At 54.1% G+C, this 14,120-nt stretch carries 15 protein-coding genes; 5 read left to right on the plus strand and 10 right to left on the minus strand.

Translation table 11 applies throughout. The features are described 5' to 3' along the window. Nucleotides 1-7: 7 nt before the first annotated feature. From secG to rlmE, 5 genes are all read right to left on the minus strand, one after another. Nucleotides 8-340, minus strand: coding sequence for a preprotein translocase subunit SecG (gene secG, locus IM291_RS20970; RefSeq protein ID WP_021242256.1), 333 nt, complete (start codon nt 338-340; stop codon nt 8-10). Between the two features lie 223 nt (nt 341-563). Next, a complete protein-coding gene (gene glmM, locus IM291_RS20975; RefSeq protein WP_041907881.1) occupies nt 564-1,901 on the minus strand; it encodes a phosphoglucosamine mutase in 1,338 nt (445 codons plus the stop codon). Next, nucleotides 1,894-2,742, minus strand: coding sequence for a dihydropteroate synthase (gene folP, locus IM291_RS20980; RefSeq protein ID WP_014885377.1), 849 nt, complete (start codon nt 2,740-2,742; stop codon nt 1,894-1,896). The genes glmM and folP overlap by 8 nt, the downstream gene beginning before the upstream one ends. A 98-nt stretch (nt 2,743-2,840) precedes the next feature. After that, nucleotides 2,841-4,775, minus strand: coding sequence for an ATP-dependent zinc metalloprotease FtsH (ftsH, locus tag IM291_RS20985; RefSeq protein ID WP_013098921.1), 1,935 nt, complete (start codon nt 4,773-4,775; stop codon nt 2,841-2,843). 102 nt (nt 4,776-4,877) lie between these two features. Beyond that, a complete protein-coding gene (gene rlmE, locus IM291_RS20990) occupies nt 4,878-5,504 on the minus strand; it encodes a 23S rRNA (uridine(2552)-2'-O)-methyltransferase RlmE (RefSeq protein ID WP_003861812.1) in 627 nt (208 codons plus the stop codon). A 127-nt stretch (nt 5,505-5,631) separates the two neighbouring features. On the opposite strand from rlmE, the gene yhbY reads away from it, so the two are divergent. Beyond that, the gene (yhbY, locus tag IM291_RS20995; RefSeq protein WP_003861814.1) at nt 5,632-5,925 is read left to right on the plus strand and encodes a ribosome assembly RNA-binding protein YhbY; all 294 of its coding nucleotides are present in this window, start codon (nt 5,632-5,634) and stop codon (nt 5,923-5,925) included. Between the two features lie 152 nt (nt 5,926-6,077). Here yhbY and greA read toward each other — a convergent pair whose 3' ends face one another. After that, nucleotides 6,078-6,554 (minus strand): transcription elongation factor GreA, encoded by a 477-nt coding sequence (greA, locus tag IM291_RS21000; protein WP_006812122.1) that lies wholly within the window; start codon nt 6,552-6,554, stop codon nt 6,078-6,080. 228 nt (nt 6,555-6,782) lie between these two features. On the opposite strand from greA, the gene dacB reads away from it, so the two are divergent. The 3 genes from dacB to pmrB are packed head-to-tail and all read left to right on the plus strand — an operon-like array spanning nt 6,783 to nt 9,921. Continuing rightward, nucleotides 6,783-8,216, plus strand: coding sequence for a serine-type D-Ala-D-Ala carboxypeptidase (gene dacB, locus IM291_RS21005; RefSeq protein WP_028014554.1), 1,434 nt, complete (start codon nt 6,783-6,785; stop codon nt 8,214-8,216). Between the two features lie 2 nt (nt 8,217-8,218). Next, nucleotides 8,219-8,881, plus strand: a complete 663-nt coding sequence (pmrA, locus tag IM291_RS21010) for a two-component system response regulator PmrA (RefSeq protein WP_028014555.1) — start codon at nt 8,219-8,221, stop codon at nt 8,879-8,881. Further along, entirely contained in the window at nt 8,878-9,921 is a 1,044-nt protein-coding gene (pmrB, locus tag IM291_RS21015; RefSeq protein ID WP_041907874.1) for a two-component system sensor histidine kinase PmrB, read from the plus strand. The genes pmrA and pmrB overlap by 4 nt, the downstream gene beginning before the upstream one ends. A 33-nt stretch (nt 9,922-9,954) precedes the next feature. Here the strand turns inward: pmrB and cgtA are convergent, their stop codons facing one another. The 4 genes from cgtA to rplU all read right to left on the minus strand — a co-directional run bounded on the left by cgtA (nt 9,955) and on the right by rplU (nt 12,792). Further along, nucleotides 9,955-11,127, minus strand: a complete 1,173-nt coding sequence (cgtA, locus tag IM291_RS21020; protein ID WP_014885381.1) for an Obg family GTPase CgtA — start codon at nt 11,125-11,127, stop codon at nt 9,955-9,957. Between the two features lie 15 nt (nt 11,128-11,142). Next, entirely contained in the window at nt 11,143-12,108 is a 966-nt protein-coding gene (locus IM291_RS21025; protein ID WP_192971984.1) for a DMT family transporter, read from the minus strand. A 95-nt stretch (nt 12,109-12,203) separates the two neighbouring features. After that, entirely contained in the window at nt 12,204-12,461 is a 258-nt protein-coding gene (rpmA, locus tag IM291_RS21030) for a 50S ribosomal protein L27 (protein ID WP_004385076.1), read from the minus strand. A 19-nt stretch (nt 12,462-12,480) separates the two neighbouring features. Then, a complete protein-coding gene (gene rplU / locus IM291_RS21035) occupies nt 12,481-12,792 on the minus strand; it encodes a 50S ribosomal protein L21 (RefSeq protein ID WP_003025032.1) in 312 nt (103 codons plus the stop codon). A 257-nt stretch (nt 12,793-13,049) separates the two neighbouring features. Between rplU and ispB the strand changes: the two genes are divergently transcribed. Next, the gene (gene ispB / locus IM291_RS21040) at nt 13,050-14,021 is read left to right on the plus strand and encodes an octaprenyl diphosphate synthase (protein ID WP_045260467.1); all 972 of its coding nucleotides are present in this window, start codon (nt 13,050-13,052) and stop codon (nt 14,019-14,021) included. The last annotated feature ends 99 nt before the right edge of the window (nt 14,022-14,120 follow it).

Raw genomic sequence — 14,120 nt, forward strand, 5'->3', positions numbered from 1 at the left:
GGAATACTTACTGCGGGATATCGCTGGTTGGCTTAGCCGGTGCAGCTGGCTGAGTCTGCTCAGTTTTTGCTGGCGCGCTCAGATTTTCCCACTCGCTTCCTTTGCTGGTCTTGTTGCTGTTGATATTGCCAAGCACCAGACTGATGATGAAGAACAGCGTAGCCAGAATCGCCGTCGTGCGGGTCATGAAGTTCGCAGAACCACTTGAACCGAACAGCGTACCGGAAGCGCCTGCTCCGAAGGAGGCTCCCATATCAGCGCCTTTACCTTGCTGCAGCATGATCAACGCTACGAGAGCGATGGCTACAATAAGGAAAACAACTAAAAGAGCTTCGTACATAATCAACCTGTTCCTTGCGGATTTGCCGCATACCAATGCTTCGACCAATTAGCAGGATTTCTGTTTCCCACTGAAGCGGGTGTGAATACTAACCAAAGCGAATCACCTTCGCAAGGGCATTTTCGACGCATTGTATCAACTGCGGAAAAAAACAGCAAAAAGCCATTAATTGCTTAAAACAAAGGCGGCAAACGCCGCCTTTTTAAACATTTAGCATGCAAGATTATGCAGCTTTTACGGCATCCGCAATTCGGTGCGCAAATTCGGTGACCTGCGCTTCGTCTTCGCCTTCCACCATCACGCGGATCAGCGGTTCGGTACCAGACTTACGCAGCAGCACGCGCCCACGGCTGCCCAGGGCCGCTTCAACCTCAGCCATCACCGCTTTCACGTTGTCATTTTCCAGCGGATCGCCTTTACCCGCAGTGAAACGCACGTTCACCAGGATCTGCGGGAACATTTTCATCCCGCTGCACAGATCGTGCAGGCTCATATGGTTGCGCGCCATCGCGGCAACCACCTGAAGCGCGGCAACAATGCCGTCACCGGTAGTGGTTTTGTCGAGCAGGATCACGTGGCCGGAGTTCTCAGCACCAATGCGCCAGCCTTTCTCCTGCAGCTTTTCCAGCACGTAGCGGTCGCCCACCTTCGCGCGAACAAACGGAATACCGAGCTGTTTCAGCGCCAGTTCGAGGCCCATGTTGCTCATCAGGGTCCCTACCGCACCGCCGCGCAGCTGCCCCTGGCGCAGGCCTTCACGAGCAATGATGTAGAGGATCTGATCGCCGTCGACTTTATTACCTTCGTGGTCAACCATGATCACGCGGTCACCGTCGCCGTCCAGGGCAATACCCAGATCGGCTTTTTCCGCCAGCACGCGCGCCTGCAGGGCGCGCACGTCCGTCGCCCCGACTTCTTCGTTAATGTTCAGACCATCCGGCTCGCAGCCGATGGCGATCACTTTCGCACCCAGCTCGCGGAAGACATTCGGCGCAATGTGATAGGTCGCACCGTTCGCACAGTCCACCACAATTTTGAGATGCGCCAGGCTCAGCTCGTTCGGGAAGGTGCCTTTGCAGAATTCGATATAACGACCCGCCGCATCGACGATACGGTTCGCTTTACCCAGCTCGGCGGAATCAACACAGGTGATCTCTTTTTCCATTTCGGCTTCAATGGCCTCTTCCACTTCGTCCGGCAGCTTGGTGCCGTCAATGGAGAAGAACTTGATGCCGTTGTCGTAGAACGGGTTATGAGACGCCGAAATCACAATTCCCGCTTCCGCGCGGAAGGTGCGCGTAAGGTAGGCAACAGCAGGCGTTGGCATTGGGCCAGTAAAAGAGGCTGAAAGCCCTGCAGCCGCCAGACCCGCTTCCAGCGCAGATTCCAGCATATAGCCCGAAATACGGGTATCTTTACCAATAATGATCTTACGTGAGCCATGACGCGCCAGCACCTTGCCGGCAGCCCAGCCGAGCTTCAGAACAAAATCAGGGGTAATTGGAGCATCGCCTACGCGCCCACGGATACCATCGGTACCAAAATACTTACGATTACTCATAGCGTTTGTTTTCCTTCGCTGCCAGTGTGGCTTCCACCACACGCATGGCTTCTACTGTTTCTTTGACGTCATGGACACGGATAATGTGCGCGCCTTGCATCGCCGCAATTACCGCGCAGGCCAGGCTGCCACTCAGGCGCTCGCTCGGTCCTACATTCAGCAATTGGCCAATCATCGACTTTCTCGACATACCCACCAGCAGCGGCAGACCAAAGTGATGAAATTCCGATAAGCGCGCAAGCAACGCATAATTGTGTGAGAGATTTTTACCGAAACCGAACCCCGGGTCGAGCAGCAATTTCTCTTTTGGGATGCCTGCACGCTCACAGCGTTCAATATGCTCAATAAAGAAGCGATTCACGTCGGCAAAGACATCATCATACTTCGGCGCTTCCTGCATGGTTTTCGGTTGCCCCTGCATATGCATCAGGCATACCGGCAGGCCGGTTTCTGCAGCGGCCTCGATCGCACCCGGTTCGGTCAGCGAGCGGATGTCATTAATAATGTGAGCACCCACTCTCGCCACTTCACGAATCACTTCTGGTTTGGACGTGTCGACGGAGATCCACACCTCGAAACGTTGCGCGATTGCCTCAACCACCGGCACCACGCGCGCCAGCTCTTCTTCCACCGAAACATCTGCCGCGCCGGGACGCGTCGATTCACCGCCCACGTCAATGATAGTGGCACCCGCGTTGATCATTAGATTTGCGTGCTTAACCGCGTCGATAAGCGTGTTATGCGTGCCGCCGTCAGAGAAGGAGTCAGGGGTAACATTCAGGATCCCCATCACGTGCGGATGTGAAAGATCGAGATGCGAGTCCTGGGCGAAGAGTTTCATGGTCAAATCCCTGGTTTTAGTATGGTTTAACGGAAAAGAAAAACCCCGGAGCAAGCTCCAGGGTTTGGGGTACAGACAAACGCTTCAACAGCAGTGACTTACTTGTCGCCCAACTGCTCTGACATGGTGTTGCCCGGGTTTGGCGTACGCGGTTCATCGACCGGACGCGGCGCGCGCGGGGTACCATTGTTGTCAGAATTGTTGGAAGCGCCTGGGTCTTCCCAGCCTGCTGGCGGGCGCACTTCGCGGCGAGCCATCAGGTCGTCAATCTGCGGTGCATCGATGGTCTCATATTTCATGAGCGCATCTTTCATCGAATGCAGAATGTCCATATTGTCGTTCAGGATCTGACGCGCGCGACCGTAGTTACGTTCAATCAGCGCTTTCACTTCCTGGTCGATGATACGTGCCGTCTCATCGGACATATGTTTTGCTTTCGCCACGGAGCGGCCCAGGAATACTTCACCCTCTTCCTCTGCATACAGCAGCGGACCGAGTTTGTCGGAGAAGCCCCACTGAGTCACCATGTTACGTGCCAGGTTTGTCGCCACTTTAATGTCGTTCGACGCACCGGTAGAAACATGTTCTGGCCCGTAGATGATCTCTTCCGCCAGACGACCGCCGTACAGGGTCGAAATCTGGCTTTCCAGCTTCTGACGGCTGGCGCTGATCGCGTCGCCCTCAGGCAGGAAGAAGGTCACACCCAGCGCACGGCCGCGCGGAATAATCGTTACCTTGTGTACCGGATCGTGTTCCGGCACCAGGCGACCGATAATCGCGTGACCCGCCTCGTGGTAAGCCGTGGACTCTTTCTGCGCTTCCGTCATCACCATGGAGCGACGTTCCGCACCCATCATGATTTTGTCTTTCGCTTTCTCGAACTCAACCATGGAGACCACGCGCTTGTTACCGCGAGCGGCAAACAGTGCAGCTTCGTTGACCAGGTTAGCCAGGTCCGCGCCGGAGAAGCCCGGCGTACCGCGCGCAATGATTGCCGCGTCGATATCTGGCGCCAGCGGTACGCGACGCATGTGCACTTTCAGAATCTGTTCACGACCACGAACATCCGGCAGACCGACAACAACCTGACGGTCGAAACGGCCTGGACGCAGCAGCGCAGGGTCAAGTACGTCCGGACGGTTAGTCGCCGCGATAACGATAATACCTTCGTTACCTTCGAAGCCGTCCATCTCAACCAGCATCTGGTTCAGGGTCTGCTCACGCTCATCGTGACCACCGCCCAGGCCCGCGCCACGCTGGCGGCCTACGGCGTCGATTTCATCGATAAAGATGATGCACGGTGCTGCCTTCTTGGCCTGCTCGAACATGTCACGCACACGAGATGCACCGACACCCACGAACATTTCAACGAAGTCAGAACCTGAAATAGTAAAGAACGGCACCTTCGCTTCACCCGCGATGGCTTTCGCCAGCAGGGTTTTACCGGTACCCGGAGGGCCTACCATCAGGACGCCTTTCGGGATTTTACCGCCCAGTTTCTGGAAACGGCTCGGCTCGCGCAGGTATTCAACCAGTTCACCCACTTCTTCTTTTGCTTCGTCACAACCGGCGACGTCAGCAAACGTGGTCTTGATCTGGTCTTCCGTCAGCATACGCGCCTTGCTCTTACCGAACGACATGGCACCTTTGCCACCGCCGCCCTGCATCTGGCGCATAAAGAAGATCCAGACGCCGATAAGAAGCAGCATCGGGAACCAGGAAATGAAGATAGAAGCCAGCAGGCTTGGTTCTTCTGGCGGCTCGCCTACCACTTTGACGTTTTTGGTCAGAAGGTTATCAAGCAGCTTAGGATCGTTCACCGGGATGTAAGTCGTGTAACGGTTACTATCTTTCTTGGTAACGTTGATCTCACGTCCGTTGATACGCGCTTCGCGAACCTGGTCCTGATTGACCTCTTGCAGGAAGGTAGAATAATCCACCTTGCGGCCATTCGACTCGCTGGGCCCAAAGCTCTGGAATACTGACATCAGCACAACGGCAATGACCAGCCAGAGTATTAGGTTTTTCGCCATGTCACTCAAGGGATTAACCTCATATTACAACTGTGTTAAAAACAGCGTCAGGATACTCTATATCCAGTTTCATTCAAACTTTCGTCTGAAATCTCCCGGTTATCATTTTCGCCCGGTCGCTACAATATACACTTCACGGGAACGGGCCCGGGAAGAGTCCGGCTTACGAACTTTGACCTTCGCAAACAGGGAGCGAATTTCCTTAAGATACTCCTCGAAACCTTCGCCCTGAAACACCTTCACAACAAAACTACCACCAGGCGCTAGTACATCACGACACATTTCTAACGCTAGCTCCACCAGATACATGGCGCGGGGGATATCCACCGCCGGTGTTCCGCACATATTTGGTGCCATATCCGACATGACAACCTGGACCTTACTGTCACCAACACGATCAAGTAACGCTTTCAGCACTAATTCATCACGAAAGTCGCCCTGAAGGAAGTCGACACCAACGATGGGATCCATTGGTAAAAGATCGCACGCGATGATTCGGCCCGTTCCGCCGATCTGCGTTACCGCATACTGGGACCATCCGCCAGGTGCCGCACCGAGGTCGACAACCGTCATCCCCGGCTTAAAAAGTTTGTCACTTTGCTGTATTTCATCAAGTTTAAACCAGGCACGGGAACGTAACCCCTTTTTCTGTGCCTGTTGAACATATTTATCGCTAAAGTGTTCCTGAAGCCAGCGGCTGGAACTGGCAGAACGCTTTTTACCTGTCATTTAACATTTCCGTCCTGGTTCATCGTTGCTTGCCTGTGACGTAAATTTCTACGCAGCTATTTGGCGATATAAGGGAGATGGCGGTAGAATGAACCGTTTTCAATCCCAACGTAAGCAAAAATATACGATGAATCTGAGTACTAAACAAAAACAGCACCTTAAAGGTCTGGCACATCCGCTCAAGCCTGTAGTCATGCTTGGCAACAATGGTTTGACCGAAGGGGTGCTTGCCGAGATTGAACAAGCGCTGGAACACCACGAGCTGATCAAGGTGAAAATCGCCTCTGAAGACAGAGACACTAAAAACCTGATCGTGGAAGCCATCGTGCGCGAAACCGGCGCCTGTAATGTACAGGTCATCGGTAAAACGCTGGTGCTCTATCGCCCATCTAAAGAGCGTAAAATCTCGCTGCCACGCTAAGGATATCCTGAATCAATCACATTTTCTGTGTGAAACGAGGGATTTCTTTCAGCAGGCTCAGCAAAATGCCATGCTCCTTGAGTTGATAAAAGGCCGCTATGCGGCCTTTTTCTTTTCTTTACAATGTATCAACATCTTAGTAGAGAAGCGAATTACAGGTATTCAACCTTGATAATTTCGTATTCCACTTCACCGCCAGGGGTGCGGATGGTGACAACATCGTCCTGCTCTTTGCCAATCAGGCCGCGAGCAATGGGTGAGTTCACCGAAATCAGGTTCTGTTTAAAGTCTGCTTCATCATCGCCCACGATGCGATAGGTTTGCTCTTCATCGTTGTCGAGGTTCAGAACGCTGACGGTAGAACCAAAGATCACGCGACCGTTGTTAGGCATTTTGGTGATATCGATAACCTGCGCATTAGACAGTTTCGCTTCGATATCTTTAATGCGCCCTTCACAGAAACCCTGCTGCTCGCGCGCCGCATGGTATTCAGCATTCTCTTTCAGGTCGCCATGCTCACGGGCTTCCGCGATAGCGGCGATGATTTCAGGGCGACGCACGGATTTCAGGAAATCCAGCTCTTCGCGCAGTTTTTCGGCACCACGTAAGGTCATCGGAATAGCTTGCATTTGTTATACCTCTTAAACATTCCTGTTGGGAGCAGTGTTCCCTGCTCCTGCCCCCCGAAGCGGGCAAGAAGCAAAAAGAAAACCGACCCGGGAGCGACGCCCCAGGTCAGCAGCAATTTTTCAATTTGATACGCATTTTACCGCGAAGTTCACTATGGGTCATCGTTTACTTTGCAGTGCCATGCACCGTAGTATGACGGTTTGTTTTCGGGTTGTTAGCGCGAGATTATGCGATTTTCCAGTTTTATCATCGGATTGACTACCAGTATAACGTTCACCGCCCAGGCCGCGAATGTTGATGAGTACATTAATCAGCTCCCCGCAGGCGCGAACCTCGCCCTGATGGTGCAGAAGGTTGGCGCACAGGCTCCCGAGATTGACTATCACAGTCAACAGATGGCGCTGCCTGCCAGTACCCAGAAGGTGATCACTGCCCTCGCCGCCCTGCTCCAACTCGGGCCTGACTTCCGTTTTACCACCACGCTTGAAACCAAAGGTAACGTCGACGGTGGCGAACTGAAAGGCGATCTTATCGCCCGTTTCGGTGGTGATCCCACCTTTAAGCGCCAGGATATCCGCAACATGGTAGCGGTGTTGAAAAAATCCGGCGTGACAAAAATCGATGGCAACGTGCTGATCGATACCTCCATTTTTGCCAGCCACGATAAAGCACCAGGCTGGCCGTGGAACGACATGACGCAGTGCTTTAGCGCCCCGCCAGCCGCCGCGATTGTTGACCGCAACTGCTTCTCGATTTCCCTTTACAGCGCGCCCAAGCCGGATGATTTAGCGTTCATTCGCGTGGCATCTTACTATCCGGTGACCATGTTTAGCCAGGTGCGAACGCTGGCTAAAGGCTCCCCTGATGCCCAGTACTGCGAACTGGACGTGGTGCCTGGCGATCTTAACCGCTACACCCTCACCGGCTGCCTGACGCAGCGCGCCGATCCCCTGCCGCTGGCCTTCGCGATTCAGGATGGCGCAAGCTATGCGGGTGCGATTCTCAAGGATGAGCTGAAGCAGGCGGGAATAACCTACTCCGGCACGCTGCTACGCCAGACGCAGGTCAACCAGCCCGGAACGGTCATTGCCAGCAAACAGTCGCCACCGCTGCACGATTTGCTGCGAATTATGCTGAAAAAGTCTGACAACATGATTGCCGACACCGTGTTCCGCATGATTGGCCACGCGCGTTTCGGCGTGCCGGGAACCTGGCGCGCGGGCTCAGACGCTGTTCGTCAGATCCTGCGCCAGCAGGCGGGAATCGATCTGGGTAACACTATCGCCGTTGATGGTTCAGGATTATCGCGTCATAACCTGATTGCCCCGGCCACCATGATGCAGGTGCTTCAGTACATTGCACAACATGACACTGAGCTAAACTTTATCTCAATGCTGCCGCTTGCCGGACACGACGGTTCGCTGCAGTACCGCGCCGGGCTTCACGCGGCAGGTGTGGATGGCAAAGTATCCGCGAAAACAGGTTCACTGCAGGGGGTGTATAACCTGGCAGGGTTCATCACGACCGCCAGCGGACAGCGCATGGCATTCGTGCAGTATCTTTCCGGCTATGCCGTCGAACCGACCGACCAGCGCAACCGCCGTATTCCACTGGTTCGCTTCGAAAGCAGGCTTTATAAAGACATCTACCAGAATAACTAGCGATGAAACTACTTATAGTTGAAGACGATCTGTTATTACAGGAAGGACTGGCTCTGGGACTCGCCAATGAAGGCTATGCCCTGGACTGTGCCGGCACCGCGGCAGAAGCAGATGCCCTGATCCAGAGCGGCGAATACAGCCTGGTGATCCTTGACCTGGGCTTGCCGGACAAAGACGGCGCGACGCTGCTTACCCAGTGGCGTCGCCGGGGCATCGCCAATCCGGTGTTAATCCTGACGGCACGCGACGCCATTGAAGATCGTATTACCGGCCTTGATGCTGGCGCCGATGATTACCTGGTGAAGCCCTTTGCGCTTGCAGAACTTCAGGCTCGGGTGCGAGCGTTAATACGCCGTTATCAGGGCCATAGTGATAACTTACTAACCGACGGGGACATTACCCTGAATCTGCAAACCCAGCAGGTATTGCGCCAGTCCCAGCCCGTTGAAGTCACACCAAAAGAGTTCGCCTTGTTGACGCGTCTGATCATGCGCAGCGGACAAACGGTACACAGAGAAACCCTTCAGCAGGATATCTATTCCTGGCAGGACGATCCGGGGTCAAATACCCTGGAAGTCCACATCCACAACCTGCGTCGTAAGCTCGGCAAAGACCGGATTAAAACCGTCCGCGGCGTTGGCTACCGCCTGGAGAGCCAGAAATGAACAGCATGCGTCGGCGATTAATGGTGTTGCTGGCGGTCATTCTGTTATTTTTCCAGCTGATAAGCGTCATTTGGTTGTGGCACGAAAGCCGCGAGCAGATTGGCTTTCTGGTGAACGAAACGCTGTCGGCAAAATCGCGTAACAACCACGTCGAGAAAGAGATCCGTGAAGCGATTGCCTCGCTGCTGGTTCCTTCTCTGGTGATGGTTGGGTTTACGTTGTTTTTCTCGTTCTGGGCGGTCACCTGGATAACCCGACCGCTGAATAAACTGCGCGTGAGCCTGGCTAACCGTTCGGCGGATAACCTAACCCCACTTCCTATGTATTCCGACATGGAAGAAATCGGCGCCGTTACCACCTCGCTCAATCAGCTACTCGCCAGGCTGGACAGTACCATTCAGCAGGAGCGTCTCTTTACGGCTGACGCCGCCCATGAACTGCGAACGCCTCTTGCCGGAATCAGGCTCCATCTGGAGCTCATGGCCCAGTCAGGCTCTACGCAGGCCACGACGCTCATCAGCCGTATTGACCAGCTAATGCACACCGTTGAGCAACTGCTGATGCTGGCCCGTGCAGGACAGGCAATGGCGAGCGGCCACTATGAAACCATCAACTGGACGGACACCATTATCACGCCTCTTGGTCTTGAGCATGAAGCCAAAGAGCATACGGTGATTTGGCCTGCTAAAAGCGCGCTCACGGTTCAGGGAGACGCGGTACTGCTGCGGCTGATGCTGCGCAACCTGCTGGAGAATGCCGGGCGCTACAGCCCGACAGGCACCACGATTACCGTGACGCTTACCGAGGTCGAAGGCGGTACGCAGCTCAGCGTTATCGATCAGGGGCCTGGTATTGACGAAGCGCATCGACAGTCGATCACGGAGCCGTTCCGTCGCCTCGATCAGCGTTACGGCGGCAGCGGCCTGGGCCTGAGTATCGTACAGCGCATCCTGCAGCTTCATCACGGTAAGCTGATGCTGGAGAATGGTGCTGAAGGCGGCCTGATAGCAAGCTGCTGGCTGCCCTCAACGCTGGAATGAAAAAAGCCCCCGGATGGGGGCTTTGGACAGATATCAGTGCTTGTAGATGAACTCGACGCCTTCTTCGTCGTCTTCATCCCAGTCATCGTCCCAGTCGTCTTCCTCTTCCGCTTCCAGCTCTTCGAGCTGCTGGCGGTGGTAGTCATCCCACATGAATTCGACTTTTTCTGGCTGTTTCGCTTCTTCAGCCTGAACGACAGGGTTCTCGATGATGAAGGTCATCACATCCCAGCAGAGATCTTTCACGCCAACCTGGCTTGCCGCGGAGATAAGGTAGTATTTATCTTCCCAGCCCATCGCTTCAGCAATCGCTTTGGCTTTCGCTTCGGCTTCCGCTTTATCCATCAGGTCGATCTTGTTGAAGACCAGCCAGCGTGGCTTACTCGCCAGTTTTTCGCTGTATTTTTCCAGCTCACCGATAATGATACGGGCGTTTTCAACCGGATCGGAACCGTCGATCGGATCGATGTCGATGAGGTGCAACAGTACGCGGCAACGCTCAAGGTGCTTCAGGAAGCGAATACCCAGGCCAGCCCCTTCCGCAGCGCCTTCAATCAGGCCTGGGATATCAGCCACGACGAAGCTCTTCTCGTTATCCATACGGACAACGCCGAGGCTTGGTACCAGCGTGGTAAACGGATAGTCCGCTACTTTTGGTTTCGCAGCAGAAACAGCGCGGATAAAGGTCGATTTACCGGCGTTTGGCATACCCAGCATGCCCACGTCTGCCAGCAGCATCAGCTCAAGCTGCAGGTCACGCTTATCACCCGGGGTACCCATCGTTTTCTGACGCGGGGTACGGTTAACGGAAGATTTGAAACGGCTGTTACCCAGACCGTGCCAGCCGCCTTTCGCCACCATCAGGCGCTGACCGTGTTTAGTCATATCGCCCATGGTTTCACCGGTGCCCTGATCGATAACGCGCGTACCGACCGGAACCTTAATGGTCACGTCTTTACCGCGTTTACCGGTACAGTCACGGCTCTGGCCGTTCTGTCCGCGTTCTGCGCGGAAGGATTTTTCAAAGCGGTAGTCGATCAGCGTGTTGAGGTTTTCATCCGCCTCCAGCCACACGTCACCACCATCGCCACCGTCACCGCCGTCAGGGCCGCCACGAGGAATATATTTTTCACGGCGGAAGCTTACACAACCGTTACCGCCATCACCTGCCACGACCAGAATCGTCGCTTCATCAACAAACTTCATTTTACTCTCCGTAACTCATTCGCCTGAGCGGGGGACTACTACGACCGCTTCATTTTTGCGCCAACGTCCCCAAAGACGATGACCAATGGCGGAATACATCGCGCCCGCAACCACGACAAACGCACCGAGATAGCCCAACAGGTTGAGCATCGGTCTGACGAAGACATCGGGCCAGGCCATTGATAACAAATCTGAAAATAACAGCGTAAACAGCGGGGTAAGCGTGATCAATGCGCTCACCTGTGCTGCCTGCCAGCGCGCCATCGCTTCCGCCAGCGCGCCATAACCGACCAGCGTGTTAAGCCCACAAAAAATGAGGCACGCCAGTTGCCAGTCGCTCAGCTGGCTAATGACGCCCGGCTTCGCTAACGGCAATAATGCCACTGTACACAAAGTGTACAGCAAAAAAAGGATCTGCTGTGAGGCCAGGCGACGCAATAATACCTTTTGCGCGACGCCATAGCTCACCCAGACCGTTGCTGCACCCACGCCGAAGATCACGCCCCAGGTGTAGTCCGTAAGCCGGGTAAAAATCTCGATCAGGCTGGTGTTGAAGAACATCACCAGGCCGCATAGCAGCATGCTTGCCCCGATAATCTGCGTCCCGCGCATCTTCTCTTTGAGGATGAACACGCTCGCGACCATCATGCCGACAGGCGAAAGCTGACCAATCACCTGAGACGCCGTAGGGCTCAAATACTGCAGGGAAGAGCTGAACAGGATAAAGTTACCGAACAGACCGCCCGTCGCAATGGCCAGTAACACCAGCCATCGAGGTTTGCGGAAGAGCCGTAGCGGTGGAAGCTTGCCTTTAACTGCAAGGATGGTCCCGAGACCAATGCTTGCCATCAGGAAGCGATAAAAGACCACCGTAGGCGGCTCCATCACTTCCAGTACCTGCTTCATTGCAATCGGCAGCGCACCCCAGCACATTGCGGTCGTGAGCGCCAAAAGAATACCAATGCCGGCCTGCTGCTTCATGCCCGTTTTCCCTACAGAAAATTTTCCGGGTTTCCAATGTAAAAAGCCCCGCAACACGTTGCGGGGCTTTAATCCGTTACCGGACCGAGAAAACCTTACTCAGCAACGATGCTGATGTATTTACGGTTGTTCGGGCCTTTAACTTCAAATTTCACTTTACCGTCTGCTTTAGCAAACAGAGTGTGGTCACGACCGCAACCTACGTTGTTGCCAGCGTGGAATTTGGTACCACGTTGACGAACGATGATGCTACCCGCCAGAACGGATTCGCCACCGAAACGCTTAACGCCCAGGCGTTTAGCTTCTGAATCGCGACCGTTACGTGTGGAGCCGCCAGCCTTTTTATGTGCCATTTAAATCTCTCCTCAGGTCTTAGGCGCTGATGCCAGTAATTTTCACATCAGTGAACCACTGACGGTGGCCCTGCTGCTTACGGTAGTGTTTACGACGACGAAACTTAACGATTTTAACTTTCTCGCCACGACCGTGTGCAACAACTTCAGCTTTGATAACGCCGCCATCAACGAAAGGAACGCCGATTTTGACTTCTTCACCGTTTGCGATCATCAGAACTTCTGCGAACTCAACAGATTCGCCAGTTGCGATGTCCAGCTTTTCCAGGCGAACGGTCTGACCTTCGCTTACTCGGTGTTGTTTACCACCACTTTGGAAAACCGCGTACATATAAACTCCGCTTCCGCGCACGTCCTCGTATGAATCAGAGTGCGCTATAAATATTCACAATAGGGCGCGAATATTACGCAAAACGCGAGCCTTTGACAAGTGCTACCGTCAATACATGAAGAAAAAAAACACAACACGTACGGTAACGTTTATCTGAGCCGTTTTTTCAGTACAATCAGCACTACTATTGATAAACCGAAACCCTTCGTTACCCCATTGAAGATGGGATCAACAGGATAAAAAGCCCGGCTTTTGCGATGAATTTAGAAAAAATCAACGAGTTAACCGCGCAAGATATGGCGGGTGTAAATGCAGCAATCCTGGAGCAACTCAACTCTGACGTTCAGCTGATCAATCAGTTGGGCTATTACATTGTCAGCGGCGGCGGTAAACGCATTCGCCCGATGATTGCCATTCTGGCTGCCAGAGCCGTTGGCTATCAGGGAAATGCCCACGTGACGATCGCCGCGCTGATCGAATTTATTCACACCGCGACGCTTCTGCATGACGATGTTGTGGATGAATCCGATATGCGTCGTGGCAAAGCCACGGCAAACGCTGCCTTCGGGAACGCCGCCAGCGTTCTGGTCGGGGACTTTATCTATACCCGCGCCTTCCAGATGATGACCAGCCTGGGCTCTCTGAAAGTGCTCGAGGTGATGTCCGAAGCCGTCAACGTCATCGCTGAAGGCGAAGTGCTGCAGCTGATGAACGTCAATGACCCCGATATCACCGAAGAAAACTACATGCGCGTTATCTACAGCAAAACAGCGCGCCTGTTTGAAGCGGCCGCCCAGTGTTCCGGCATCCTGGCTGGCTGTTCCGAGGCGCAGGAAAAAGGACTGCAGGATTATGGACGCTACCTGGGTACTGCCTTCCAGCTGATTGATGATTTGCTGGACTACAGCGCGGACGGCGAAACGCTCGGCAAAAACGTTGGCGATGACCTGAACGAAGGCAAACCGACCCTGCCGCTGCTTCACGCGATGCGTCACGGAACGGCCGACCAGGCGAAAATGATCCGTGAGGCGATCGAACAGGGAAATGGTCGCCATCTTCTGGAACCTGTACTGGAAACGATGGCCATCTGCGGCTCGCTGGAATGGACCCGCCAGCGTGCTGAAGAAGAGGCTGACAAAGCCATCGAAGCTCTCCAGGTTATTCCAGACAGCCCATGGCGCGATGCCCTGATTGGTCTTGCCCACATCGCTGTTCAACGCGACCGTTAATCTTGCCCCCACCTCCCCGTATTGTACAGTCCGGGGACATGGTAGACAGGTGTTCGGGGACATGGTGAACACTTTTTAACATCCTTTACCCATGGTGAT

Source organism: Enterobacter cloacae complex sp. P27C, from assembly GCF_014895705.1.
GTDB classification, from domain to species: Bacteria; Pseudomonadota; Gammaproteobacteria; order Enterobacterales; family Enterobacteriaceae; genus Enterobacter; species Enterobacter bugandensis.